The sequence below is a fragment of the Massilia sp. UYP32 genome (assembly GCF_050434365.1).
Taxonomy (GTDB): Bacteria; Pseudomonadota; Gammaproteobacteria; order Burkholderiales; family Burkholderiaceae_D; genus Telluria; species Telluria timonae.
The window spans coordinates 24,607-48,273 of sequence record NZ_JBNDIK010000023.1; the positions used below are offsets into that span (position 1 = coordinate 24,607).

The following is a 23,667-nucleotide window of genomic DNA, read 5'->3' on the forward strand; positions in this document are numbered from 1 at the left end:
CATAAGTACACAAAATATTTCATACATCCTTTTACAAGGCGCGCCGGATTGGCGTACATACGAAAAAAAGCCCGCCGAAGCGGGCTTGTTGGCGACAGTTGCAAGGTCCAGTGTGTCGCGCGCACGCGGCTCGCCGCGCCGGAATCGCGCTCGACGGCGTCACGCCGGCCGGGTGGCCAACTCCGGCCGCGAACATGGGCTCGCCTCGTGGATGCGCCGGTGTTGGCAGCGCGCGCGGCGCCATGTATGCTCCCGGGCATCCCATTTACGGCAACCATCAAAGAAAGAAGACTATGAAACACCTGCTGTCCTCCTGCGTCCTCGGCCTGGGCCTGACCCTGGCGCTGGCCGGCTGCGACCGCGCCCAGGCGCCGCAGTCGGCCGCGTCCGCGGTCGCCTTCCAGAAGATCGACACCATTCCCGGAACCGGCAAGGAAGCCGTGGCCGGCGCCACCGCGGTCGTCAACTACACCGGCTGGCTGTACGAGCCGGGCAAGGAAACGCTGCGCGGCACGCAGTTCGACTCCTCGGTCGGACGCGCGCCGTTCAGCTTCCAGTTGGGCGCCGGCCAGGTCATCCGCGGCTGGGACGAAGGCGTGCAAGGCATGAAGGTCGGCGGCAAGCGCACCCTGATCCTGCCGCCCGAGATGGGCTATGGCGCCGGCGGCGCAGGTCCGATTCCACCGAACGCGAGCCTGATCTTCGACGTCGAACTGCTCGACGTGCGCTAACCTCAGGCGGCCAGCGCCGGCGCGCCGTAGTCGAGCGGCAGCAGCAGGTCGGGATAGCGCGTGCGTAGCGCGTCGATCGCGCTGAGCGTTCCCGACAGGTGCCTGCGCACCATCTGCTGGGCCGCCTGCGCGTCGCCGCGCGCGATGGCCTGGGCGATCGCGCCGTGTTCGTCGAGGATCGACTGCGCCTTGCCATTGAGCGGCAGGTGCAGGCGCCGCAGGCGGTCCAGGTTGCCGCTGCGGCTACGCATCATGGACCACAGGTCCGGCACCGCCGCGGCGTGGTACAGGCAGCGGTGAAATTCCATGTCGACCTGGGTGAACGTGCCCAGGTCGCCCGAATCCAGGCTGGCGCGCTGGCGCTCGACCAGCCCGGCGAGAGTGCGCGCCAGGACCGGGTCGGCGTCCTGGGCCAGCACCTGCACCATTTCGAGCTCCACCGACAGCCGCAAGAAGTGCGCCTGCCTGGCCTGGGCCAGGTCGATGCGGCGCACCCGGGTCTGGTGCTGCGGGTAGATGTCGACCAGGTGCTCTTCTTCCAGGCGCAGCAGCGCCTCGCGCACCGGGCTGGCCGACAGCTTGTAGTAGTCGCACAGCTGGGGCCGCGCCAGCACCGTGCCCGGCTTGATGGCCAGGCTGACGATCAGTTCTCGCAGATGCTCGAACACCTGGATGGTCGCATTGCGCGAGCGGTCGAGGTGGAAGCTGTCGTCGGCGGGGTTCATGTCCTTGTCTCTCCTGGCGCTGCGGGTCGCTGGTATATCAATGTTCCAGTGCCCTATTGTTTACCATCGGCGGCCCGCTGTTCGCGCCCTATGACAATCAATCAAGATCATGAGCGAAGCGCGTGGCCGGTGGCCACGGCGTGGATGCTCATTTGCGGCGGTAGTAGTCGGCCAGCACGTCGAAGGCCTGCTTGCGCACGCCGGTCTCGGACAGGATGCCCTTGCGGTTCCAGCCGTTCTGGAACACCGGGTGTTCGCGCCGCGGCGAGCGGAAGTCCTTCAGGATCCAGGGCGACAGGCCGCGCAGCGTCGGGATGCCCTCGGCCATGGCCAGCGTCTTGCGGTAGTACTCGGCCTGGTATTCCTCGCTGAACTTCCTGAGCCCCTGGCCGCGGTGCCCCGCCAGCGCGTCGGCGCCGAATTCGGACAGGATCAGCGGACGCTCGCCGGGGACGTCCCAGCGCAGGTTCGCGATGCCGTCCAGCGTGTCGGGACCGTACCAGCCGGCATACACGTTCACCGCCAGCACGTCGAGCTTGTCGATCAGCGAGTCCTGGATCTCCAGCACGTCGCCCTTGCGCTCGACCAGCAGCGCGGCGCTCACAAGCCGGGTCGGATCGAGCGCGCGCACATTGTCGGCCATGGCGCCGTGGAAGCGCGTGCGCGAGGGCGACACCGGCGTCTCGTTCCCGACGCTCCACAGGATCACCGAGGCCCGGTTGCGGTCGCGGTAGATGGTCTCGGCCTGCATCACGAGCGCCTTGCGCAGCACGGCCGGGTTGTCCCAGTCGACGGTCCAGTAGACCGGGATCTCGCTCCACACCAGCAAGCCCATTTCGTCGGCCAGGCGCACCGTGGTCTCGGAGTGCGGATAGTGCGACAGGCGCACATAGTTGCCGTTCAGGCCGTGCTTGATTTCGTGCAGCAGCGCGCGCGACGCCTGCTCGGTCATATTTCGCGCCGGGTTCGGGCCGAACTCCTCCTCGTGCAGTGAGATGCCGCGCAAGAACAGCGGCTTTCCGTTCAGGAGGATCTGGTTGCCCTTGACGGCGATGGTGCGAAAGCCCATGCGGTCGCGCACCTGGTCGCCGCTGGCGGAAAAGCGCACGTCGTACAGCGTCGGTTTCTCGGGCGTCCAGCGCTCCAGGCCCTTCGGCGCCGGCAGGTCGAGCAGCGCGCGGCCGTTGGCGTCGGTGGTGGCGCGCGCCGTGCCGAGCGCGCCGATCGCCACCGTCACCGCCTGGTGCGCCGCCTGCGGTCCCTGCAGCCGCACTTCGCCGGCGATGCGGCCATCCGGACCCAGACTCAAGGTCGCATCGTCGATGAAGGTCGCCGGCGTCGTCACCAGGCTGACCTTGCGCGTGATGCCGCCATACAGGTCCCAGTCGGTGATCGACGTCGGTATCGACTGGGCGTCGTGGCTCGAATCGACCCCGACCACCAGCCGGTTCTCGCCGGCGCGCAGGGCCTCGGTCACCTCCAGGACGAAGGGCGTGAAGCCGCCCTCGTGACGCCCCACTTCCTTGCCGTTGAGGTAGACGTAGGCGCGGTAGTTGACCGCCTCGAAGCGCAGGAAGGCGCGCTTGCCTGCGCCTGGGCGCGCATCGAACTTGCGCTGGAACCAGATCAGGCCATCGTAGTAGCGCAGCTCGGCCGCCGCCGCGTTCCAGGCGCCGGGCACATTGATGAGCGGGCCGCGGTCCATGTCGAACTCGTAGAAGTCGACCCCGCCCTTGGCTTCGACGGCGGCGACGTCGACGTCGCGCGCGCGCTGCATGCGCGACTTGGCCACCCAGCCGTTGATGTCGGTGAGGCCGGTGCGGTACAGGTCTTTCGAGTAGGTCCACTGGCCGGACAGGTCCTGGCTGTCGCGGTGCAGCGCGCCGGTGAGCAGGAAGGCGGGCCGCAGGGTGTCTGCTTGCGCCAGCGCCGGCTGGCAGGCCAGCGCGCCAAGGAATAGCCAGAATGCCGTGATGAGTTTTTTCATGTCTGTGGATCTCAGAAATCGACTTTCATGCGCACGCCGAAGTAACGGTCCGAGTTGCGCGGCAAGGTCTGGGTCAGCACGTGGACGTTGCCGAACACGTTGTAATTGTCGCCGACGAAGCTGGCATAGCTCTTGTCGAACAGGTTGTTGACGTAGAAGGTCAGCTTCACGTCCTGCGCGGGATTGAAGAAGGCGATGCTGCCGTTGACGGTGCCATAGCCCTTCTGCTCGGCCAGCGGATTGGCGGCCAGGTCGTAGTTCACGCTCGACTGGTACTGGCCATTGATGTTGGCGATCCCGCTGTAGCCGCTCTCCCCCACGGCGAAGTTGTAGGTCGCGCCCAGGTTGAGCTTGGTGCGCGGCGCGTTCGACAGGCGCTTGCCGGACAGGTCTTGCAACGGCACGCCGCCGACCGGCACGCAGCCCTCGGCGGCCGTTTGGCCAGGATAGCAGTTCGTGTTCGGGAACTTCTTGATCGTCGCGTCGACCCAGGCCACCGAGGCTTCGAGCAGCAGCGTGTTGATCGGCTTGGCCTGCACTTCCAGCTCCAGGCCGCGGGTGCGCAGTTCGCCGACGTTGGTGACGACGTTTTCATACGCCTGGGTGAGCGGATCGAGGCGGCGCGACTGGGCCTGGAAGTCCTCGTAGTCGGTGTGGAACACGGTGGCGTTGAGCTGCAGGCGGTTGCGGAAGAACCGGCTCTTCATGCCCAGCTCCCACGATTCGGACGTCTCCGGCGCCACCGGCAGCCGCACGCGCGCCTCGTTGAAGCCGGTCGAGACGTCGTAGCCGGCGCCCTTGTAGCCGGTGGCGAAGGAACCGTAGACCATCACGTCCCTGGCCAGGTCGTGCTGCAGGGCGACCTTGCCGGTGGTGGCGTCGTCACGGCTGCGGCCGTCGAAACTGGCCGGCACCGCCGGCAGGCGGTTGGTGAAGTCGACCTCGATCGTTTCGCGGTTGAAGCGCAGGCCGGTGCTGAGCCGGGTGGCGGGCGTGATCCGGTATTCGGCCTGGGCGAAGGCGGCGGCGGTCTGGTTGCCGGAGCGCGCCTCCCAGTCGGCCAGGTTCGAGACCGGGCCGCGCACATAGCTGCGCTCGGTGCGCGAATCGGCGTAATACAGGCCGCCGAGATAAGTAAGCGCGCCGTCGCCGTTCGAGGTCAGGCGCAGCTCCTGGGTCGACATGCGCGAGCGGTATGGGCCGCCGGCGGTGACGCCGCCGTGGAAGCGGCCGTTCGATTGCGGGCCGAGCTGGTCGAGGTTGGTGCCGTCGAAGTCGGCCAGGAAGTCGAACTGCCAGTCCTGCCAGGTGGTCACCGAGGTGATGGTATGGTTGTCCAGCTTCCAGTTCACGGTGCCGGCGATGCTGCGCGACTCGTGCTCGGCGAAGCCCGGATCGTCCATGCGCACGTCGCGGTTGTCCGGGCCCGGCGTGACGCCGACCAGGGCCGGGCCGATCGGCGCCACGCCGCGCAGGCTGGCGCCGGGCGGCACCGACAGGAAGGTCGTCACCGGGCCTTCGATGCGGCGCTTGTTGTAGTCGGCGATCAGGCGGCCGTCGAGGCTCGTGGCGGGCTTGAAGTCGAGGCGCAGGCGCGCGCCCTTGCTGCGTTCGCCGTTCAGCTTGGCGCCCGACTCGAGGTTGGTGACGTCGCCCTCGCGGTTGCCGGTGTAGGCGTTCAGGCGATACCCCAGCTTGTCGCTGACCGGGCCCGAGATGCCGGTTTCCAGGCGCTTCTCGCCGTCGCTGGTCACGGTGACCTGGGCATGGCCTTCGCGCTCCTCGCTCGACTCCTTGGTGACGATATTGATGACGCCGGCCGACGAGTTCTTGCCGAACAGCGTGCCCTGCGGGCCGCGCAGCACCTCGACGCGCGCGATGTCGCTCAGGTTCGAGAACGCCTGCAACTGCTGGATCACGGGCACGTCGTCGATGATCACCGAGACCGCCGACTCGATGCCGATGCTGAAGGCGAAGGTGCCGATGCCGCGCAGCGCGATATTGTTGTTGTTGGGGTTTTCGTTGATGGTCAGGGCCGGCGCCACGCGGGTCAGGTCCGAGAAACCGACGATCTGCTGGTTCTCGATCGCGCGCTCGTCCACGGTGCTGACCGCGACCGGCACGTCCTGCATCGCCTGCGGGCGCTTTGCGCCGTCACCGTCACCACTTGCAGGCCTTCCGACGACTGCGCGCCGGACTCCTGGGCCTGTGCGGTCATGGCGCCGGCGGCCAGCAGGGCCGCGGCGTGGGCGATCGCGGTCAACGCCGAGCGGCGGCGCGGGGATGGAAAACTCATTGTGTCTCCTGATAATAATTGTGGAATGCGTGCTGCTAGCGGCGTGATCGACTAGTATTTCAGCTCACGCGGCCATCCATCGGGAATCTCAAAAGGGCTGGCTCGCACCGGGCGAGCCAGCAAAGAGACTGCAGCGGACTAGGGTTACCTCAGAGAATCCGATCGGCCGACTGCGGTGATATATTAGGATTCCAACCCACCATGCACAACGGCCTGGCGGGTTTAGTCACCAAGTTGATCGAAGCGCCCTGGGTTGAGCTGCCTAGTCGGCCCGCTGCCTGAAGTCGCGCAGGATCTCACGCGCGGCGTTGTGGCCCGGCGCGCCGGTCACGCCGCCGCCGGGATGGGCGCCCGACCCGCAGGTGTACAGGCCGGGCACGGGACCGCGGTAGTCGGCATGGCCCAGCATCGGGCGCGCCGAGAACAGCTGGTCGAGTCCCAGCGCGCCGCGGAAGATGTCGCCGCCGACCAGGCCGAAGGTGCGCTCCAGGTCGAGCGGGCTCATGATCTGGCGGCCCAGCACCGCGCGCCTGAAGTTCGGCGCATGGCGGTCGACGGTGTCGATCATGAGGTCGGCCACCCGCTCGCGGTGATCGTCCCAGCTCGCGCCATCGGGGAGGTTCGGCGCGACGTGCTGGCAGAACAGGCTCGCCACGTGCTGCCCCGGCGGGGCCAGGGTCGGGTCGAGCGTCGACGGGATCAGGAGTTCGACGATCGGCGCCTGCGACCAGCCCGCGGCGCGGGCGTCGTGGTAGGCGCGCTCCATGTAATGCAGGCTGGGTGCGATGATGATGCCGCTGCCATGGTGTTCGGCCATCTCCTTGCCCGGCAGGCAGCGAAAGTCCGGCAGTTCGGACAGCGCGACGTTCATGCGGAAGGTGCCCGAACCGCAGCGCCATCCTTCCATGCGACGCAGGAAGTCGGCCGGCAGCGCGCCAGGGTCGACCAGCCGGGTGTACAGGAGGCGCGGATTGAGATTCGACACGACGGCGCGCGCATCGAACCGCTCGCCGTCGCCGGTGACGACGCCGGTGGCGCGGCCCTTGCGCACCACGACTTCGGCTACCGCGCAGCCGGTGCGGATCTCGACGCCGAGGGACTGCACCGCCTTCGCCATCGCCTGGGTGATGGCGCCCATGCCGCCGATCGCGTGGCCCCAGGCCCCCTTTTTTCCATTGACCTCGCCGAACACGTGGTGCAGCAGCACATAGGCCGACCCGGGGGTGTAGGGACTGGCGTAGTTGCCCACCACGCTGTCGAAACCATAGGCGGCCTTGATCGGATCGCTCTCGAACCAGCCGTCCAGGACGTCGCCGGCCGACTTGGTGAACAGGTCCAGCAGCTCGCGCTGGCTTGCGAGAGACAGCTTGCGCATGCGGTTGCCGATGCGGCCGGCCTTGAGCAGTTCGGGCAGCGCAGCGAGCCAGCCGCCCTCGACGCGGTTCGGCGGCGTCTGCAGCACCAGCTCGCGCAGCAGGTCGGCCGCGTCGTCCAGGTGCCGGTGGTAGTCGTCCAGGCGGGCGGCGTCGCGCTGCGAGAACCTGGCCACTTCAAGAGCGGTCCGCCCGGCGCCGACCTTCAGGTAGCGGCCATCCTCGAATGGGAGGAAGTTGGACAGCGGTCGTTCGACGATGCGCAGGCCGTGCCGGCCCAGTTCCATGTCGCGGATCACCTTGGGGTTGAGCAGCGAGACGGTGTAGGCGGCCACGGAGTTGCGAAAGCCGGGATGGAATTCCTCGGTGACCGCGGCGCCGCCGACGACGCCGCGCCGCTCGAGCAGCGTCACCTTCAAGCCGGCGCGGGCCAGGTACCAGGCGCAGGCCAGGCCGTTATGGCCGGCGCCGATGATGATTGCGTCGCGCATCTGGCGTCTCCCCGGAGCGTGCAAGCGAACACGACGATTCTAGCGAGGGATTGGCTTGAAGGCAAAAAAAAGCCCCTGCGGACAGGGGCTGGATCATGCTGGTCTTACTTGGCTGCCGCCTTGGCGCGCGCCGCGTGCAGCTTGCGGTAGCTGTCGATCAGGCGGTGGTGGCGATCGAGCCCTTCGAGCTGCATGCTGGTCGGGCTCAAGCCGTAGAAGCGTATGCTGCCGTCGACCGAGCCCAGCACCGCATCCATCCGCGTGTCGCCGAACATGCGGCGGAAGTTGACGACGTAGTCGTCGAGTGCCATCTCGTCGTCCAGCACCACCTCGAGCACCACGTTCAGCGCCTGGTAGAACAGGCCGCGCTCGACGGTGTTGTCGTTGTACTGCAGGAAGGCGCCGACCAGTTCGTGCGCGTCCTCGAAACGCTTCAGCGCGAGGTTGATCAACAGGCGCAGCTCGAGCACCGTCAGCTGGCCCCAATCCGTGTTCTCGTCGAACTCGATGCCGATCAGGCTGGCGATGTCGGAATACTCGTCCAGTTCATTGTTTTCCAGGCGCTCCAGCAGCGCCGCCAGGCTGTCGTCGTCCAGGCGGTGCAGGTTCAGGATATCGGAACGGAACAGCAGCGATTTATTCGTGTTATCCCAGATCAGGTCTTCGACCGGATACACCTCGGAATAATCGGGCACCAGTATACGGCAGGCCACCGCGCCCAGCTGGTCGTACACGGCGGTGTAGACTTCCTTGCCCATCTCTTCGAGGATGGCGAGCAGGGTCGCGGCTTCCTCGGCGTTGGCGTTGTCGCCCTGCGCGCTGAAGTCCCACTCGACGAAATCGTAATCCGATTTGGCGCTGAAGAAGCGCCACGACACGACGCCGCTCGAATCGATGAAGTGCTCGACGAAGTTATACGGCTCGGTCACGGCTTCGCTGGCGAAGGTCGGCCGCGGCAGGTCGTTCAGGCCTTCGAAGCTGCGGCCCTGCAGCAGTTCGGTCAGGCTGCGTTCCAGCGCCACCTCGAAATTCGGGTGGGCGCCGAAGGACGCGAAGACGCCGCCGGTGCGCGGGTTCATCAGGGTCACGCACATCACCGGGTATTGGCCGCCCAGCGAGGCATCCTTGACCAGCACCGGGAAGCCCTGCTCTTCCAGGCCCTTGATGCCGGCCACGATGCCCGGGTATTTGGCCAGCACTTCTTGCGGCACGTCGGGCAAGGCCATCTCGCCTTCCAGGATCTCGCGCTTGACGGCGCGTTCGAAGATCTCGGACAGGCACTGCACCTGCGCTTCGGCCAGCGTGTTACCGGCGCTCATGCCATTGCTGGCATATAGGTTCTCGACCAGGTTCGACGGGAAGTACACGACCTCGCCGTCCGAATGGCGCACGAAGGGCAGCGCGACGATGCCGCGCTCCACATTGCCCGAATTGGTGTCGATCAGGTGCGAGCCGCGCAATTCGCCATCGGGATCGTAGAACGACAGGCTGTATTCGTCGAGGATCCCTTCCGGCAGCGCATCGTCCGGGCCGGGCTTGAACCAGCGCTCGTTCGGATAATGCACGAAGTCGGCGTTGGCGATGTCCTCGCCCCAGAACACGCCGGCGTAGAAGTGGTTGTTGTTCAGGCGTTCGATGTATTCGCCGAGGGCTGACGCCAGCGCGCTTTCCTTGGTCGCGCCCTTGCCGTTGGTGAAGCACATCGGCGAATGCGCGTCGCGGATATGCAGCGACCATACATTGGGCACGATATTGCGCCACGACGCGATCTCGATCTTGATGCCCCAGCTGGCCAGCATGCCGGACATATTGGCGATGGTCTGTTCCAGCGGCAGGTCCTTGCCTGGGATGTAGGTGCGCGATTGCGCGTCCGGCTGCAGGGTCAGCAGGGCCTGGGCGTCGGCGTCCAGGTTGGCCACTTCCTCGATCACGAATTCGGGGCCGGCCTGGACGACTTTCTTCACCGTGCAGCGCTCGATCGAGCGCAGGATGCCCTGGCGGTCCTTGTCGGAGATGTCGGCCGGGAGCTCGACCTGGATCTTGAAGATCTGCTGGTAACGGTTTTCCGGGTCGACGATATTGTTTTGCGACAGGCGGATATTCTCGGTCGGGATATTCCGGGTATTGCAGTACAACTTCACGAAATACGCGGCGCACAGGGCGGACGAGGCCAGGAAGTAATCGAAAGGCCCCGGCGCCGAACCATCGCCCTTGTAACGGATGGGCTGGTCGGCGATGACGGTGAAATCGTCGAACTTGGCTTCCAGGCGAAGCTTGTCGAGGAAGTTGACTTTAATTTCCATGGAAAAATCCAGATACGGTGGGAAAAATACAAAGCCCTGTCGGGACAGGGCTCATGGTCGCTTATTACAGTACCGAATTTCTCGTGGAGCGTCTCAGTTCGCTCGATCCGCTACTGCCAAGGATAGGCGCGTATTTTAACACGCAGGCGCTGCGTCGCCTCTGGCCGGATGGTTCATTCCAGTGCTTGCTCAGCCGTCACTGGGTTACTATAAGGATAATAATAATCAAGGATAATCATGCACACGACACGGAGACGCATGTTGAAACAGGTCGGGGCCGCCATGCTGGCCGCATCCACATCGGGGGCCGCGCTGTCAGCCGCGCCTGCATCGGCGGAAGGCTGGCCACCGGCGCCCGCCACGATCCCGCTCTGGCCCGAGGGCGTGCCCGGCGCCCGCGCCGGACTGGAACCGGAACGCTATGTCGACGGCAGGATCAGCCGGGTTTCCGAGCCCACCCTCACCGTCTATCTTCCCGCGGTCGACCGCGCCAACGGCAGCGCCGTCGTGATCTGTCCCGGCGGCGGCTACGAACGCCTGGCCATCGAGCGCGAAGGCGAACAGTATGCGCGCTGGCTAGCGGGCCTGGGCGTGACCGCCTTCGTGCTCAAGTACCGCATGCGGGAATTCGGCCATCCGGCGCCGCTGCAGGACGTGCTGCGCGCGGTGCGCCTGGTGCGCTCGCAGGCAGCCCAGTACAAGCTGCGGCCGGAGGGCATCGGCGTGATGGGCAGCTCGGCCGGCGGCCACCTCGCCGCCAGCGCGGGCACCCTGTTCGACCATCCGCTCGGACGCACCGGCGCCCCGCTCGACGCGGTCAGCGCGCGGCCCGACTTCCTGGTGCTGATGTACCCGGTGATCGCGCTCGAAGGACCGGCGGCGCACATGGGCTCGCGCAACGCCCTGCTAGGAGCGTCGCCGAGCGCGGCGGACGTGGAGCTGATGTCGGTCGCGCGCCAGGTCACGGCGCGCACGCCGCCGACCTTGCTGATCCATACCCAGGCCGATGCCGCCGTGCCGGTCGAGAACAGCATCCTGTTCTACCAGGCGCTCACGCGCGCCAAGGTGCCCGCCGAAATGTATGTGTTCGAGCATGGCGAGCATGGGATGGGCATGCGGCCCAATCTGGGCACCGCATCGGCGTGGCCGCGGCGCGCCGAGGAGTGGTTGCAGGCGCGTGGCTTGCTGGACCGGACGAAATAGGCGGTGGAGATTGGCGAGTTTTCGTGGTCGGGGCGTCGGGTAAAATGATTTTCTGAGTGAAACAAGGAGCGCACATGGCAACGCTGATACCTTCGATCGGCGCCTGCGCCTCGCGCATGACGCCAGGGGAGCGCCGCCTGGCGGCCCGTCTCGAAGACAAGCTGGAAGACGATTACCTGTGCTGGTACGACGTCTCGATCGGCGATCGCACCCAGCATCCCGATTTCGTCGTATTCCATCCACACCGCGGTCTGCTGGTGCTGGAAGTCAAGGACTGGCGCCTCGACACGATCCGCAGCATCGACAAGCAGGCCGTCGCGATCCTGGCGGGCGACGGCATCAAGCACGTGCAGAATCCCCTGGAACAGGCGCGTCAGTACATGTTCGCCGTTCTCAACAAGCTCGAACGCGACCCGCAATTGGTCTGGCCGAGCGGCTCGCTGAAAGGGAAGCCGTTCTTTCCCTATGGCCATGGCGTGGTGCTGACCAATATCAGCCGCAAGCAGTTCGACAAGGCCGAGCTGGGCGGCGTCCTGCCGGCCCACCTCGTCATCTGCCAGGACGAGATGACCGAAGCCGTGGACGCGGAAGCCTTCCAGCAGCGGCTGTGGCAGATGTTCCCCATCAAGTTCACGATGAAATTGACGTTGCCCCAGATCGACCGCATCCGCTGGCACATCTTTCCCGAGGTGCGTATTCCACCCCAGCCGGATGCGTTCGACGAACCGGGCCAGATGACGGTCGAACTGCCCGACGTCCTGCGCGTGATGGACCTGCAGCAGGAGCAGCTGGCGCGCAGCCTGGGCGAAGGGCACCGCGTCATCCACGGCGTCGCCGGTTCGGGCAAGACGCTGATCCTTGGTTACCGGGCCGAACACCTGGCGAAATCCTCGACGCGACCGATCCTGGTGCTGTGCTATAACAAGACGCTGGCAACCAAGCTCGCGAGCGTGATGGCGGCGAAAGGCTTGCAGGACAAGGTCCACGTGGCCACCTTCCATGCCTGGTGCGTGCGCCAGCTCGACGCCTATCACGCGGGCAAGCCGGTCAATGACGGCGATGCCAACGCCTTCTTCGAGGCCTGTGTGGAACGCGTGATCCGCTCGGTCGACCAGAAGCTGATCCCGCCGGCGCAGTACGACGCCGTGCTGGTCGACGAGGGCCACGACTTCAAGCCGGAATGGTTCAAGCTCGTGGTCCAGATGGTCCACCCGGACTCGAACTCGCTGCTGGTGCTGTACGACGACGCCCAGTCGATCTATGGCGACCGCAAGAAGCCGCGGTTTTCGTTTTCCAGCGTCGGCATCCAGGCCAAGGGCCGCACCACCATCCTGAAGCTGAACTACCGCAATACGGCCGAAATCCTGGCGGTGGCGCGCGCCTTCGCCGACAACCTGCTGGCGCCAAGCGATGCCGAGGAGGACCAAGCGCCGACCGTGCTGCCGATGAGCGCCGGGCGCCGCGGCCCGAAGCCCCTGCTCATTACCTTGCCGACGCTGAAGGACGAGGCCGCGTTCCTGGCCGATCGCCTGGCCGAAGCCAATCGCCTGGGAATGCCATGGAACGACATGGCGGTCGTCTACCGCCGCTACGGCATCGGCAAGCTGCTCGTCGACGCCCTGGCGCACAAGGGCATCCCCTTCCAGTGGCAGCAGGATCGCAAGGGCTCGTTCGTCCCGGAACACGATAGCGTGAAACTGATCACCATGCACAGCAGCAAAGGGCTTGAATTCCCGCTCGTCTGCATCCCCGGCATCGGCGCGCCGGCCAGGGAGGGCGAGGATGACCGCGACGAGGCGCGGCTGCTGTATGTGGCGATGACCCGCGCCACGCAGGAACTGGTCATGACGCATAGCGACACCTCCCTGCTGTCGGAAAAAATGTCGGGGGCGATGGGTGTTTTGCGCGCGCTCTGAGCGTCGTTGAGCCGTGCAGCTCCCACGGTTGCATTCTTCTTGCGCGCGGTGCTAATATAGGAACCGATCGGTTCACATATTGACCAGCACCTCAGGATTATCGATGACAAATCATAGCGGCCTCGGTCGCCCCCGCGAATTCGAACTGGATGTCGCCGCGCGCGACGCGATGAACGTGTTCTGGGACCGGGGTTACGAAGGGGCTTCCCTGCCCGACCTGATCGAGGGCACGGGCCTGTCGCGCGGCAGCCTGTACAAGGCGTTCGGCGACAAGAAGGGCTTGCTGCTGGCCGCGCTCGACCTGTACATGGACAAAGGGCTGCAAGCCACCGCCGACCTCCTCTCCCGCCAGGGCTCCGCCAGGGAAGCGATCCGCGCTTCGCTGATGCGCCTTGCTGATCTCTCCTCAGGCGATGCCGGGCGGCGCGGATGCCTGATCGTGGCGATGGCCACCGAGGTCGGCACGCACGACCCGGACATCGCCGAACGCACCGGCCGCATGTTCCGCCGCCTGCAGCAACTGTATGCGCAGGCGATCGCGCGCGGCCAGGCGAGCGGCGAGATCGCGCCACGCGACCCGCAGGTGCTGGCCCATTTTCTTGTCTGCCAGATCCAGGGCATGCGCGTGCTGGGAAAGACCGGCGTTCCCGAAGCGGAGATGGTCGCAATCGTCGACACCGGCATGCGTCTTCTCGACTGAATTTTTTTTGTCTACTTTGGAACCGATTGGTTCCGTAAGGGGGATCCGATGACTCACACGACCTTACCCGAACCGCGCCGCTGGGCGATCTTCGCCGTCCTGCTGGTCGGTTCCTTCCTGCCGCCGCTGGACTTTTTCATCGTCAACGTGGCGCTGCCGTCGATCCAGTCCGAACTGGGCGCCCCGGCCTCGGCCGAGCAGCTCGTCATTTCATCCTACGCCGCGCTGTATGCGGTCGCCCTGATCAGCGGCGGACGCCTGGGCGATCTGTTCGGTCGTGGCCGGATCTTCCTCTTCGGGCTGGCCGGCTTCGCCGCCGCATCGCTGCTGTGCGGCCTGGCCTGGTCGCCGGCGGCGCTGATCGCCGGGCGCGCCTTGCAGGGAGTGACGGCCGCCATCATGGCGCCGCAGGCGCTCGCGTCGGTCCATGCGATCTTCCCGGAAGCCGAGAAGCCGCGCGCACTCGGCCTGTACGGCGCCGTGTTCGGCCTGGCCTCCGTCATCGGCCAGGCGCTGGGCGGCATCCTGATTGCACTGGACCTGTTCGGCATGGGCTGGCGCATGATCTTCCTCGTCAACCTGCCGGTGGCGATCCTGGTCCTGGCATTCGGCCTGCCCTTGCTGAAGGAAACGCGCGCGCCGCGCTCCATCCGGCTGGATCCGGGCGGCACGGCGCTGTCGGTGCTCGCACTGGGCGCCCTGATCGTGCCGCTGATCGAAGGCCGGGAAGCGGGCTGGCCCTGGTGGTCCTGGCTGTGTCTGTGCGCCGCGCCCTTGCTGGCATGGTGCTTCTGGCGCCACCAGAACGCGCTTGTCCGCGCAGGCGGCGCGCCGCTGGTCGATCCCACCGCGCTGCGCGCACCGGGCATGCGACGCGCGCTGGTGATCGCCTTGCTGTTCTATGCACTGGCCGCCTTTTTCCTGCTGTTCTCGGTCTATCTGCAGAACGCGCTGCACGTGAGCGCCCTGGACGCCGGCCTGGTGTTCCTGCCGTTCGGCCTCGGCTACCTGCTCGGGCCCCTGGCGACGCCGTTCGGTAGGCGCCTCCTGGGCGAGTGGCTCAATCCGGTCGGCATGGCATTACTGACATCGGGCTTTGTCGGGCTGGCCGCGCTGGTGGCGGCGACGCCGGTGGGTGTCGCCCCGGCGGGGGCGACGCTGGCCGCCCTGCTCTTCGTCATCGGCTGCGGCCAGGGGCTGGCGCTGCCGTCGCTGATGCGAATGATCACGGGCCGCGTGGCGCCCGCCCACGCCGGGATGATCGCCGGCGTCGCAAGTTCGACCCTGCAAGTCGGCACTGCGCTCAGCGTGGCGCTGATCGGCGGCGTCTTCTACACCGTCCGCGGCGTGCATGACGACCCGGCGGCGATCACGGACGCCTTCACCGTCGCCATCCTGTGCATCGCCTGTTGCCTCGGCCTCGGCGCGGTGCTGGGCGCGACGCTGGCGCGCCAGGCGAGCGTCGCCCCGATCGTGACAGGCCGGACCAGCGGTGCGTAAGGCCGCCGACATCCGCGCCTTTTCTTGACGGCGCCCACGCGGCGCCATCTCAGGAGCGTCAGAACCGCCTTCTCTGCGCATGGAGCGTCCACAGGTCCCTCCTTTCCTGCAAGCTTTGTTGGGTAGTGTTAACTTTTCCGTAGTCGTCAGCGTTAGCTGATTCGTCTGAGTGGCTGTCCTATGTTGGTTAGTTACGTTTTATGATATGGTGACGTCATCTCCACCCAACCCGTCTTGCCATGCACACCGCCACTTCATGGGACGCCGACCCGGTCAAATCCTTCAAGGCATTCATATCGACCACGGCCTTCGCCGAAACCGGCCGGCGCCAGCGCGCCGACGGCACGCTGCGGGTGCTGTCGGCGGCGTCGGCAAAGATCTACCTGTTCATGTTCAACAACCTGGCCGGCTGGCTGCAGGAACAGGGACTCACCTTCTCCAGGGTGTCCAAGGCCGACCTGCTGCGCTTCATCGGCCGCACGGTCAAGGGCAAGCGCATCCTGAACAGCAAGATCGCCTACCGTTACCTGCGCCTGCTGGAGCGCTGCTACGAGCATCTCGGGGTCGTGCCCAATCCGGCCCAGGAGGCAATCCTCGGCATCGACCGCGCCCACATCGCGAAGGATGAAGCCGGACGCACCCTGTCGGAAGACCAGCTGCAGCGCTTCTTCGCCGCGCTGCCGGCCGAGGCGCCACGCAAACGCCGCAACACCCCTTTCGATGGCTGGAAGCGCCGCCGCGACCGGGCCATGCAGGTGGTCATCGCGCTGGCGGGCCTGAAGGTAACGGAAGCGGTCGGCCTATTGACCGCGGAAGTCGGCCGCCAGGCGTCGATCGACGGCGCGATCGTGCTGACGATCACGCCGACTGAAAAGCTCGACACCAGCCATGAACACGAGGTCGCCCTCCCCCGTGAAGGCGCCGACGAGCTGCGCGCCTGGCTGGAGGAGCGCGAAGCGATGGCGATCCCGGGCGAGTTCGTATTCCCGGCCAACCTCACCGGGGCCAGGATGACCAGGAAGACCGTCTATATGCAGATGCGCGCCACCTTCGAGCGGGCCGGCATGGACTTGTCGCGCTCCGGCGGGCGCACCTTGCGCAACACCTTCGCCAAGCGCCAGCTGGACGGGGGCGCGAGCCCCGACGAACTGAAGGATGTGCTGGGCCTGGCGCTCGAGCGTTCCGCCGCCGACTACAAGCTCACGCGCGTGAGGCCGGATCCGGAAGAATGACGGGCGCCCGAAAAACCGTCAGGCCGCCAGCAGGTGCGGCCCGATCTCGCTGACCGAGCGCACGCCGGTCAGGACCATATTGGTGCGCAGGTCCTTTTCCATGATCTGCAGCAGGCGCTCGACCCCGGCCTGGCCCTGGGTGGCCAGCGCATACACGAAGGCGCGCCCCAGCAGGACGCCATCCGCCCCCAGCGCCAGCATGCGGAATACATCGGTCCCGGTGCGCACGCCACCGTCGGCGAAGATCGTCATCTGCCCCTGGACCGCGGCCGCGATGGCCGGCAGCACCGAGGCGCTCGAGGGCGCGCCATCGAGCTGGCGGCCGCCATGGTTCGACACCACGATGCCGTCGGCGCCGAAGGCCAGCGCATCGCGCGCATCTTCCGGATCGAGGATGCCCTTGATCACCAGCTTGCCCTGCCATTCGTCGCGGATCCATTGCAGGTCGGGCCAGGCGATGCCGGGGTCGAAATTGGCGCCGAGCCAGCCGATGTAGTCGGCCAGGCCGGTGGCGCTGCCGCGATAGGCCGTGATGTTCCCCAGGTCGTGCGGACGGCCAAACAGCCCCACGTCCCAGGCCCAGCGCGGATGCAGCACGGCCTGCAGCATGCGCCGCAGCGGTGCGTTCGGCCCGCTCATGCCGCTGTGGGCGTCGCGGTAGCGCGCGCCGGGCACCGGCATGTCGACCGTGAACACCAGGGTGCGCGAGCCGAGATCCCATGCGCGGCGCATCACGTCGCGCATGAAGCCGCGGTCCTTCAGCACGTACAGCTGGAACCAGATCGGGTGCGCGGCCTGGGCCGCCACCTCGGCCAGCGGGCACACCGAGACGGTCGACTGGATGAACGGGATGTTGCGGTGGCAGGCGGCGCGCACCGCCTGCACCTCGCCGCGCCGGGCGTACATGCCGGTCAGGCCGACCGGCGCCAGCGCGATCGGCAGCGAATAGCCTTCGCCGAACCACTGCACGTTCAAATCGAGCTGCTCGGAGCCGCGCAGCACGCGCTGGCGCAGCCTGATCGCCTGCAGGTCGTCGACGTTGCTGCGCAGGGTCTGCTCGGCGCCCGCGCCGCCGTCGAGGTAGTGGAACAGGAAGGGTGGCAGCCGGCGGCGCGCGGCCTGGCGGAAGTCGGTGGCGGACGAAATGATCATGTACGGATACTGGATGAGCAGATGAGCGGATCGAATCCGCAGTCTACGCCGTCGCGCGCATCCTCGTCCATCCAGGGGCCCGGGATAATCAGCGTCCTGAGCGCGCACGCCGTATTGACATGCAGGGCAAACGCTCAAGCGCCTGATTAAATGGACCGCAAGGCCGCCCGCCCGTTGACACTTCCCGAACGGAAAATGAATACTCGGCCGACACGCCTTGATCGGACCAGGGCGCAGACCAGGACGCAGACCAGGACAACGATGGCATCCATTCCCCCTTACCAGAAACTGAAACGCGGCGCGGCCCTCGCGCTGCTGGCGCTGGCCTGCGCCGCCTGCGCCACCCCGGGCCGCCAGCTCGAGCCGCTCGATCGCGGCGTCGTCGCGATCCACACCGGCGCGGGCAATTTCGTCAGCTGGCGCGCGCTCGGCCCGGAAGACCCGGCCACCACCTTCAACCTGTACCGCGACGGCGTGCGCATCAATACCACGCCGCTGACCGCGACCAACTTCGTCGATGCGGGCGCCTCCGCCAGCGCGGCCTACAGCGTACGTGCCGTCAGCAAGGGGGTCGAAAGCGCCGTCGACGGGCGCGCCGGCGCCACCTGGCCGCAGCCGTTCAAGACCGTCCCCTTGCGCAAACCCGCTGGAGGCGACACCCCGGATGGCGAGGCCTATACCTATGGCGTGAACGACGGTTCCGCCGCCGACCTCGATGGCGACGGCGTCTACGAATTGCTGGTCAAGTGGCAGCCGAGCAACGCCCACGACAACGCCCATCGCGGCTACACGGGTTCGACCTTCATCGATGCCTACCGCCTGGACGGCACGTTCATGTGGCGCATCGACCTGGGCAGGAACATCCGCGCCGGCGCCCACTACACGACCTATCTCGCCTTCGACTTCGACGGCGACGGCCGCGCCGAACTGATGGCCAAGACCGCCGACGGCGCCGTCGACGGCGCCGGCAAGGCCATCGGCGACCCGGCGGCGGACCACCGCAACAAGGACGGCTACATCCTGGCCGGCCCGGAATTCCTGACCGTGTTCGACGGCCGCACCGGCGCCGCCCTGGCCAGCACCGACTACGCGCCGCCGCGCGGCGACGTCGCGGCCTGGGGAGATGCGCACGGCAACCGGGTCGACCGCTTCCTGGGCGGCGTGGCCTATCTCGACGGCGCGCGTCCGAGCGCCGTGTTCGCGCGCGGCTACTATACCCGCGCCGTGCTGGCGGCCTGGGACTGGCGCGACAACAAGCTCACCCGGCGCTGGGTGTTCGACAGCGACCTGCCCGCCAACACGGCCGCCGCCGGCCAGGGCGCGCACTGGATGGCCGTGGCCGACGCCGACGGCGACGGCCGCGACGACATCGTCTACGGCGCCGCCACCATCAGGAGCGACGGCGCGCTGATGTACAGCACCGGCCTGTGCCACGGCGACGCCCTGCACGTCGGCAAGCACGACCCGAGCCGGCCGGGCCTGCAGGTATTCATGGTGCATGAGTCGCCCTCTTGCTACAAGGGCCACGGCGCCGAGATGCACGACGCCGCCACCGGCAAGGTCTTGTGGGGCATCGCCAGCAGCATCGACGTGGGACGCGGCATCTGCATGGACATCGATCCCGCGCATCCGGGCAACGAGTGCTGGGCCGCGATCGGCGGCATCAACAATCCGGCCGGCGGCCTGGTGAACGCTGCCGGCGTGCAGATCTCGCCCGTGCGCCCGCGCGCCTTCAACTTCGGCCTGTGGTGGGATGGCGACCTGCTGCGCGAGTCGCTCGACGGCACCCGGATCGAAAAATGGAACCCACAGGCGCAGCGCCTCGAGCCGCTCCTCGACGGGGCGAAGCATGGCGCGGCCTCGATCAACGGCACCAAGGCCAATCCCGTGCTGTCGGCCGACCTGTTCGGCGACTGGCGCGAAGAAGTGGTCTGGCGCAGCGCCGACGACGCGGCGCTGCTGGTGTTCTCCACCACGGCGCCGACCCGGCACCGCATCCCGACCCTGATGCACGACACCCAGTACCGGGTGCAGGTGGCGGCGCAGAATGCCGCCTACAACCAGCCGCCCCATCCCAGCTTCTTCCTCGGCGAAGGCATGACGCTGCCGCTGCAGGTTTCCGATCAATCCAGATAACGCCCTTGACATGACTGTTCGCCTTTCCCTTCCCCTCGCCGCCCTCGCCACCCTGCTCACCTTCGACGCCCGCGCCTTTGATCGCCTGAGCGTGACCGCCAGCCATGCGCTGGACATCGCCCGGCCGGCCGAAACGATCTCGATTCCCTGGGCTAGAATCAACGAGGCCCTGCCGCAGGCCCGATCGCAGCAGCTCGTGATCAAGGACGGGGCCGGCCGCACCCTGGCCTATCAGGTGACCAATGTCGCGGCCACCGCCAAGGACCCGCAGATGATCGGCGCCGCCTATGGCGAGCTGCTGTTCCAGTACGACTTCAAGGCGGGCGAGAAATCGGCCACCTTCAGCATCGAGAAGGCCGGGGCCACCGTGCCGCCCTTCCCGCCCAAGACCTATGCGCGCTTCGTGCAGGAGCGGCTCGACGACTTCGCCTGGGAAAACGACAAGCTGGCGCACCGCGCCTATGGCCCGGCGCTCAAGGCGCCGGCGCCGCCCGGCAGCGACAAGGAAGTGCTGGTCACCAGCGGCCTCGATATCTGGTTCAAGCGGGTGCCGTATCCGATCGTCGACCGCTGGTACAACATCGGCCACGACCACTACCACGTCGACCAGGGCGAAGGCATCGACATGTACAACGTCGGCCCCACCCGCGGCGCCGGCGGCACCGGCATCTGGGACGGCAAGCAGCTCCACGTCGGCGCCAACTACCGCGAGTGGCGGATCCTGGCCAACGGCCCGATCCGCACCGTGTTCGAACTGCACTACGACGCCTGGGACGCGGGCGGCGCCAAGGTGTCCGAGGTCAAGCGCTTCACGGTCGACGCCGGGCGCTGGTTCGACCGCATCGACAGCACCTTCACCTTCAGCGGCCCGGCCACGCTCGACGCCGCCGTCGGGCTGCACAAGAACCCGAGCGACAAGGGCCAGGAAGTCAAAGTCGACTTCGCCCAGAACAAGGCGGAAGGCAGCCTGGTGCAATGGGTCACCCAGCGCAGCTTCGGCGACTTCGGCGTGGCGGTGATCGTGCCGTCGGCCTCGGGCTTCGCCGCCGACGCGCGCAACGGCCTGGTGACGGCGCCGGTCACATCGGGCCAGCCCCTGCGCTACTATGTCGGGGCCGCCTGGACCCGCGGCAGCCCGTTCGCGACCCAGGCGCAGTGGCAGCAGCAGGTCGCCGACGAGGCGCTGCGCCTGCGTTCGCCGGTGAGCGTGAGCCTGGCCGCGGGACGCTGACAGCATGGCGCCGCTGTCCCGCCGCAGCTTCTTCAAGACCGGAGCCCTGGCCGCCGCCTTGCCGCTGGGCCTGAACGCGGGGCAGGCCGATGCTGCGCCGGCCGCCCCGGCCGCACCGGGGAAGGTGGATCTATCCTGGCTCGAAGGCAGGCCTGCCTTGCTGACCGGCGCCACCTTCGGCGTGCCCTGGCCACGCGGCGCGCTCCCCAGGGACCAGGCCTTCGTCCTGGCCGGCGGCGGGCAAGACCTGCCCTGCCAGAGCTGGGCCCTGGCCTACTGGCCGGACGGTTCGCTGAAGTGGAGCGCGCACGCGTTGCCGCCGATGGATGCGGCGCCGGAGCGCCTGCGCCTGCGGCCCGGCAGTTCCGGCGCCACGGGCGGCAAGCGAGTGACGGTCAGGGAAAGCCCGGACGCCATCGAGATCGACACCGGCGTCATCGAGTGCGCCATCCCCCGCCAGGGCGCCGACATCGTGCGCAGCCTGCGCCGTGGAGGGCGCGAGATCGCGCGCGCCGGCAAGCTGGTCGCCCTGAGCGACGACAGCCCGGACGGCAGCACCCGGCAGACGGCCTACGAGAGCCGGCTGCAGCGCGTCACGCTCGAACAGCGCGGGCCCGTGCGCTGCGTGGCAAAAGTCGAGGGCATGCACCGCGCCCGGGATGGCGACCGTTCCTGGCTGCCGTTCACGCTACGCCTGTATTTTTACGCCGGCGCCGAATCGGTGCGCATCATGCACACCTTCGTGTTCGACGGCGACGAGCAGAAGGATTTCGTGCGCGGCCTCGGCCTGCGCTTCGACGTGCCGCTGGTCGACGCTCCGCACGACCGCCACGTGCGCTTCGGCGGCGAGGCTGGCGGCCTGTGGGCCGAGGGCGTGCGCAATCTCACCGGCTTGCGGCGCGATCCCGGCGAAGCGGTGCGCAAGGCGCAGCTGGCCGGCCAGGCGGTGCCGCCGATCTCCGAGCGCGTGAACAAGTCGCTGCACCTGATCCCGGCCTGGGGTGACTACAGCCTGGCGCAGCTTTCTCCCGACAGCTTCCGCATCCGCAAGCGGACCAAGGCAGGCCATGGCTGGATCGACGCGGCCTGGGGCCGGCGCGCGCCGGGCCTGGGCTATATCGGCGGCGCCAGCGGCGGCCTGGCCTTCGGCATGCGCGACTTCTGGCAGCGCCATCCGACCCAGCTCGACATCCGCAACGCGCAGACGGACGCCGCCCAGGTCACGCTGTGGATCTGGGCGCCGGATGCGCCGGCGATGGACTTGCGCTTTTATCACGACGGCATGGGCATGCAGACCCATGCCGACGAGCTGCAGGCGCTGGACGTCACCTACGAGGATTACGAAAAAGGCTTCGGCACGCCGGTCGGCGTGGCGCGCAGCAGTGAATTCACGCTGTGGGCGCTGGACACGACGCCGGCGCGCGAGCAGCTGGTGCGCATGGCGGCCCATGTGCAGTCGCCGCCGCAGCTGTGCGCGGCGCCAGCCCACATCCTGGCCACGCGCGCCTTCGGCAACCTGTATGCGCTGCCGGACCGCTCGACCCCGGCCAAGGCGCACATCGAAGACAGGCTCGACGCCAACTTCGCCTTCTACCGCGACGAGGTCGAGCAGCGCCGCTGGTACGGCTTCTGGGACCATGGCGACGTGCGCCACACTTACGACACCGATCGCCACGAATGGCGCTACGACGTCGGCGGCTATGCCTGGGCCAATTCGGAACTCTCGCCCGACCTGTGGCTGTGGTACGCTTTTCTGCGCAGCGGCCGCGCCGACATCTTCCGCATGGGCGAAGCCATGGTGCGCCACACCACGGATGTGGACACCTACCACCTGGGCCGCTTCGCCGGGCTGGGCACGCGCCACAACGTCCAGCACTGGGGCTGCAGCGCCAAGCAGGTGCGCATCAGCACCGCGGTCTACCGCCGCATGTACTATTACCTGACGGCCGACGAGCGCACCGGCGACGTCATGCGCGAGCTGCTGGACGCCGACCTGCGCCTGGACGCCGTCGACCCGGTGCGCAAGCTCCCGAACCAGCCGTCCAAGGGCCCGTATCCGGTGCGCGCCAGCTTCGGCACCGACTGGGCCTCGCTGGCGGCCAACTGGCTCACCGAATGGGAACGCAGCGGCGACACCCGCTACCGCGACAAGATCCTGACCGGCATGCGCGACATCGCGGCCATGCCGCACGGTTTCTTCAGCGGCGAACGCATGGGTTACGAGCCCCGCACCGGTCGCCTGCACAATATGGCCGGCGACAGCGTCAAGGCCTCGCACCTGAACGCCGTGTTTGGCGCGGTGGAAGTGTTCGACGAGCTGATCGCCCTTACCGGCGACCAGGCCTTCGAACGCGCCTGGCTCGACTACTGCGCCCTGTACAACGCGCCGAAGGACGAGCAGCAGCGCCGCCTGGGCCAGCCGCATGGCGGCTCCGACGTGCTGGTAATCGGCCACTCGCGCCAGACGGCGTATGCGGCCTGGCGCCGCAAGGACCCGGCGCTGGCGCGCCGCGCCTGGGCCGAGTTCGCGCACGCCCGCCCTTATCCGCCCTTCGTGGCGACCAGGGTCCTTGGCGCGGCCACGCTCAATCCGGTCATGGAGGTGCCGTGGGCCACGACCAACGACACCGCGCAATGGGGCCTGGCCGCGATCCAGAACCTGGCGCTGATCGGTGACGCCCTCTGACCCTT

15 protein-coding genes are annotated in these 23,667 nt (G+C 67.4%); 9 read left to right on the forward strand and 6 right to left on the reverse strand.

Annotated elements, in window-relative coordinates:
• Positions 1-293 precede the first annotated feature (293 nt).
• A complete protein-coding gene (locus ABIB42_RS18290; protein ID WP_429248761.1) occupies positions 294-731 on the forward strand; it encodes an FKBP-type peptidyl-prolyl cis-trans isomerase in 438 nt (145 codons plus the stop codon).
• Positions 732-733: 2 nt separating this feature from the next.
• Here ABIB42_RS18290 and ABIB42_RS18295 read toward each other — a convergent pair whose 3' ends face one another.
• The 5 genes from ABIB42_RS18295 to ABIB42_RS18315 all read right to left on the reverse strand — a co-directional run bounded on the left by ABIB42_RS18295 (position 734) and on the right by ABIB42_RS18315 (position 9,906).
• On the reverse strand, positions 734-1,456 hold the full coding sequence (locus ABIB42_RS18295) for a GntR family transcriptional regulator (protein WP_184235823.1): 723 nt from the start codon (positions 1,454-1,456) through the stop codon (positions 734-736).
• A 148-nt stretch (positions 1,457-1,604) separates the two neighbouring features.
• A complete protein-coding gene (locus ABIB42_RS18300; protein ID WP_005670439.1) occupies positions 1,605-3,443 on the reverse strand; it encodes a glycoside hydrolase family 2 protein in 1,839 nt (612 codons plus the stop codon).
• A gap of 11 nt (positions 3,444-3,454) precedes the next feature.
• Positions 3,455-5,575, reverse strand: a complete 2,121-nt coding sequence (locus tag ABIB42_RS18305; protein ID WP_005670438.1) for a TonB-dependent receptor — start codon at positions 5,573-5,575, stop codon at positions 3,455-3,457.
• Between the two features lie 426 nt (positions 5,576-6,001).
• Positions 6,002-7,603, reverse strand: coding sequence for a phytoene desaturase family protein (locus ABIB42_RS18310; RefSeq protein ID WP_429248762.1), 1,602 nt, complete (start codon positions 7,601-7,603; stop codon positions 6,002-6,004).
• A 104-nt stretch (positions 7,604-7,707) separates the two neighbouring features.
• On the reverse strand, positions 7,708-9,906 hold the full coding sequence (locus tag ABIB42_RS18315) for an OsmC domain/YcaO domain-containing protein (RefSeq protein ID WP_219864272.1): 2,199 nt from the start codon (positions 9,904-9,906) through the stop codon (positions 7,708-7,710).
• 258 nt (positions 9,907-10,164) lie between these two features.
• Between ABIB42_RS18315 and ABIB42_RS18320 the strand changes: the two genes are divergently transcribed.
• The 5 genes from ABIB42_RS18320 (at position 10,165) to ABIB42_RS18340 (ending at position 16,457) form a co-directional block, all read left to right on the forward strand.
• Positions 10,165-11,109: an alpha/beta hydrolase gene (locus tag ABIB42_RS18320; RefSeq protein ID WP_229409918.1), complete on the forward strand. Its 945-nt coding sequence runs from the start codon at positions 10,165-10,167 to the stop codon at positions 11,107-11,109.
• Positions 11,110-11,183: 74 nt separating this feature from the next.
• Entirely contained in the window at positions 11,184-13,025 is a 1,842-nt protein-coding gene (locus ABIB42_RS18325; protein ID WP_429248763.1) for a DEAD/DEAH box helicase, read from the forward strand.
• Positions 13,026-13,128: 103 nt separating this feature from the next.
• Positions 13,129-13,725, forward strand: a complete 597-nt coding sequence (locus ABIB42_RS18330; RefSeq protein WP_005670428.1) for a TetR/AcrR family transcriptional regulator — start codon at positions 13,129-13,131, stop codon at positions 13,723-13,725.
• A gap of 48 nt (positions 13,726-13,773) precedes the next feature.
• Positions 13,774-15,225 carry an MFS transporter gene (locus ABIB42_RS18335; protein ID WP_429248764.1) on the forward strand — a complete coding sequence of 484 codons (1,452 nt, stop codon included), beginning with the start codon at positions 13,774-13,776 and terminating at the stop codon, positions 15,223-15,225.
• Positions 15,226-15,464: 239 nt separating this feature from the next.
• The gene (locus tag ABIB42_RS18340; protein ID WP_429248765.1) at positions 15,465-16,457 is read left to right on the forward strand and encodes a site-specific integrase; all 993 of its coding nucleotides are present in this window, start codon (positions 15,465-15,467) and stop codon (positions 16,455-16,457) included.
• Between the two features lie 18 nt (positions 16,458-16,475).
• Here ABIB42_RS18340 and lldD read toward each other — a convergent pair whose 3' ends face one another.
• Positions 16,476-17,609, reverse strand: coding sequence for an FMN-dependent L-lactate dehydrogenase LldD (gene lldD / locus ABIB42_RS18345; protein WP_429248766.1), 1,134 nt, complete (start codon positions 17,607-17,609; stop codon positions 16,476-16,478).
• A gap of 261 nt (positions 17,610-17,870) precedes the next feature.
• Here lldD and ABIB42_RS18350 point away from each other — a divergent pair, with 261 nt between their 5' ends.
• The 3 genes from ABIB42_RS18350 to ABIB42_RS18360 are packed head-to-tail and all read left to right on the forward strand — an operon-like array spanning position 17,871 to position 23,662.
• Entirely contained in the window at positions 17,871-19,745 is a 1,875-nt protein-coding gene (locus tag ABIB42_RS18350) for a rhamnogalacturonan lyase (RefSeq protein WP_184235794.1), read from the forward strand.
• A gap of 10 nt (positions 19,746-19,755) precedes the next feature.
• Positions 19,756-20,976 carry a DUF4861 family protein gene (locus ABIB42_RS18355; protein ID WP_005670418.1) on the forward strand — a complete coding sequence of 407 codons (1,221 nt, stop codon included), beginning with the start codon at positions 19,756-19,758 and terminating at the stop codon, positions 20,974-20,976.
• Between the two features lie 4 nt (positions 20,977-20,980).
• A complete protein-coding gene (locus ABIB42_RS18360; protein ID WP_429248767.1) occupies positions 20,981-23,662 on the forward strand; it encodes a Tat pathway signal sequence domain protein in 2,682 nt (893 codons plus the stop codon).
• The last annotated feature ends 5 nt before the right edge of the window (positions 23,663-23,667 follow it).

Bases quoted from the DNA above. Each gene is read 5' to 3' on its own strand.
- ABIB42_RS18290 (WP_429248761.1), top strand. From the start codon at position 294: ATGAAACACCTGCTGTCCTCCTGCGTCCTCGGCCTGGGCCTGACCCTG.
- ABIB42_RS18295 (WP_184235823.1), bottom strand. From the start codon at position 1,456: ATGAACCCCGCCGACGACAGCTTCCACCTCGACCGCTCGCGCAATGCG.
- ABIB42_RS18300 (WP_005670439.1), bottom strand. From the start codon at position 3,443: ATGAAAAAACTCATCACGGCATTCTGGCTATTCCTTGGCGCGCTGGCC.
- ABIB42_RS18305 (WP_005670438.1), bottom strand. From the start codon at position 5,575: ATGCAGGACGTGCCGGTCGCGGTCAGCACCGTGGACGAGCGCGCGATC.
- ABIB42_RS18310 (WP_429248762.1), bottom strand. From the start codon at position 7,603: ATGCGCGACGCAATCATCATCGGCGCCGGCCATAACGGCCTGGCCTGC.
- ABIB42_RS18315 (WP_219864272.1), bottom strand. From the start codon at position 9,906: ATGGAAATTAAAGTCAACTTCCTCGACAAGCTTCGCCTGGAAGCCAAG.
- ABIB42_RS18320 (WP_229409918.1), top strand. From the start codon at position 10,165: ATGTTGAAACAGGTCGGGGCCGCCATGCTGGCCGCATCCACATCGGGG.
- ABIB42_RS18325 (WP_429248763.1), top strand. From the start codon at position 11,184: ATGGCAACGCTGATACCTTCGATCGGCGCCTGCGCCTCGCGCATGACG.
- ABIB42_RS18330 (WP_005670428.1), top strand. From the start codon at position 13,129: ATGACAAATCATAGCGGCCTCGGTCGCCCCCGCGAATTCGAACTGGAT.
- ABIB42_RS18335 (WP_429248764.1), top strand. From the start codon at position 13,774: ATGACTCACACGACCTTACCCGAACCGCGCCGCTGGGCGATCTTCGCC.
- ABIB42_RS18340 (WP_429248765.1), top strand. From the start codon at position 15,465: ATGCACACCGCCACTTCATGGGACGCCGACCCGGTCAAATCCTTCAAG.
- lldD (WP_429248766.1), bottom strand. From the start codon at position 17,609: ATGATCATTTCGTCCGCCACCGACTTCCGCCAGGCCGCGCGCCGCCGG.
- ABIB42_RS18350 (WP_184235794.1), top strand. From the start codon at position 17,871: ATGGCATCCATTCCCCCTTACCAGAAACTGAAACGCGGCGCGGCCCTC.
- ABIB42_RS18355 (WP_005670418.1), top strand. From the start codon at position 19,756: ATGACTGTTCGCCTTTCCCTTCCCCTCGCCGCCCTCGCCACCCTGCTC.
- ABIB42_RS18360 (WP_429248767.1), top strand. From the start codon at position 20,981: ATGGCGCCGCTGTCCCGCCGCAGCTTCTTCAAGACCGGAGCCCTGGCC.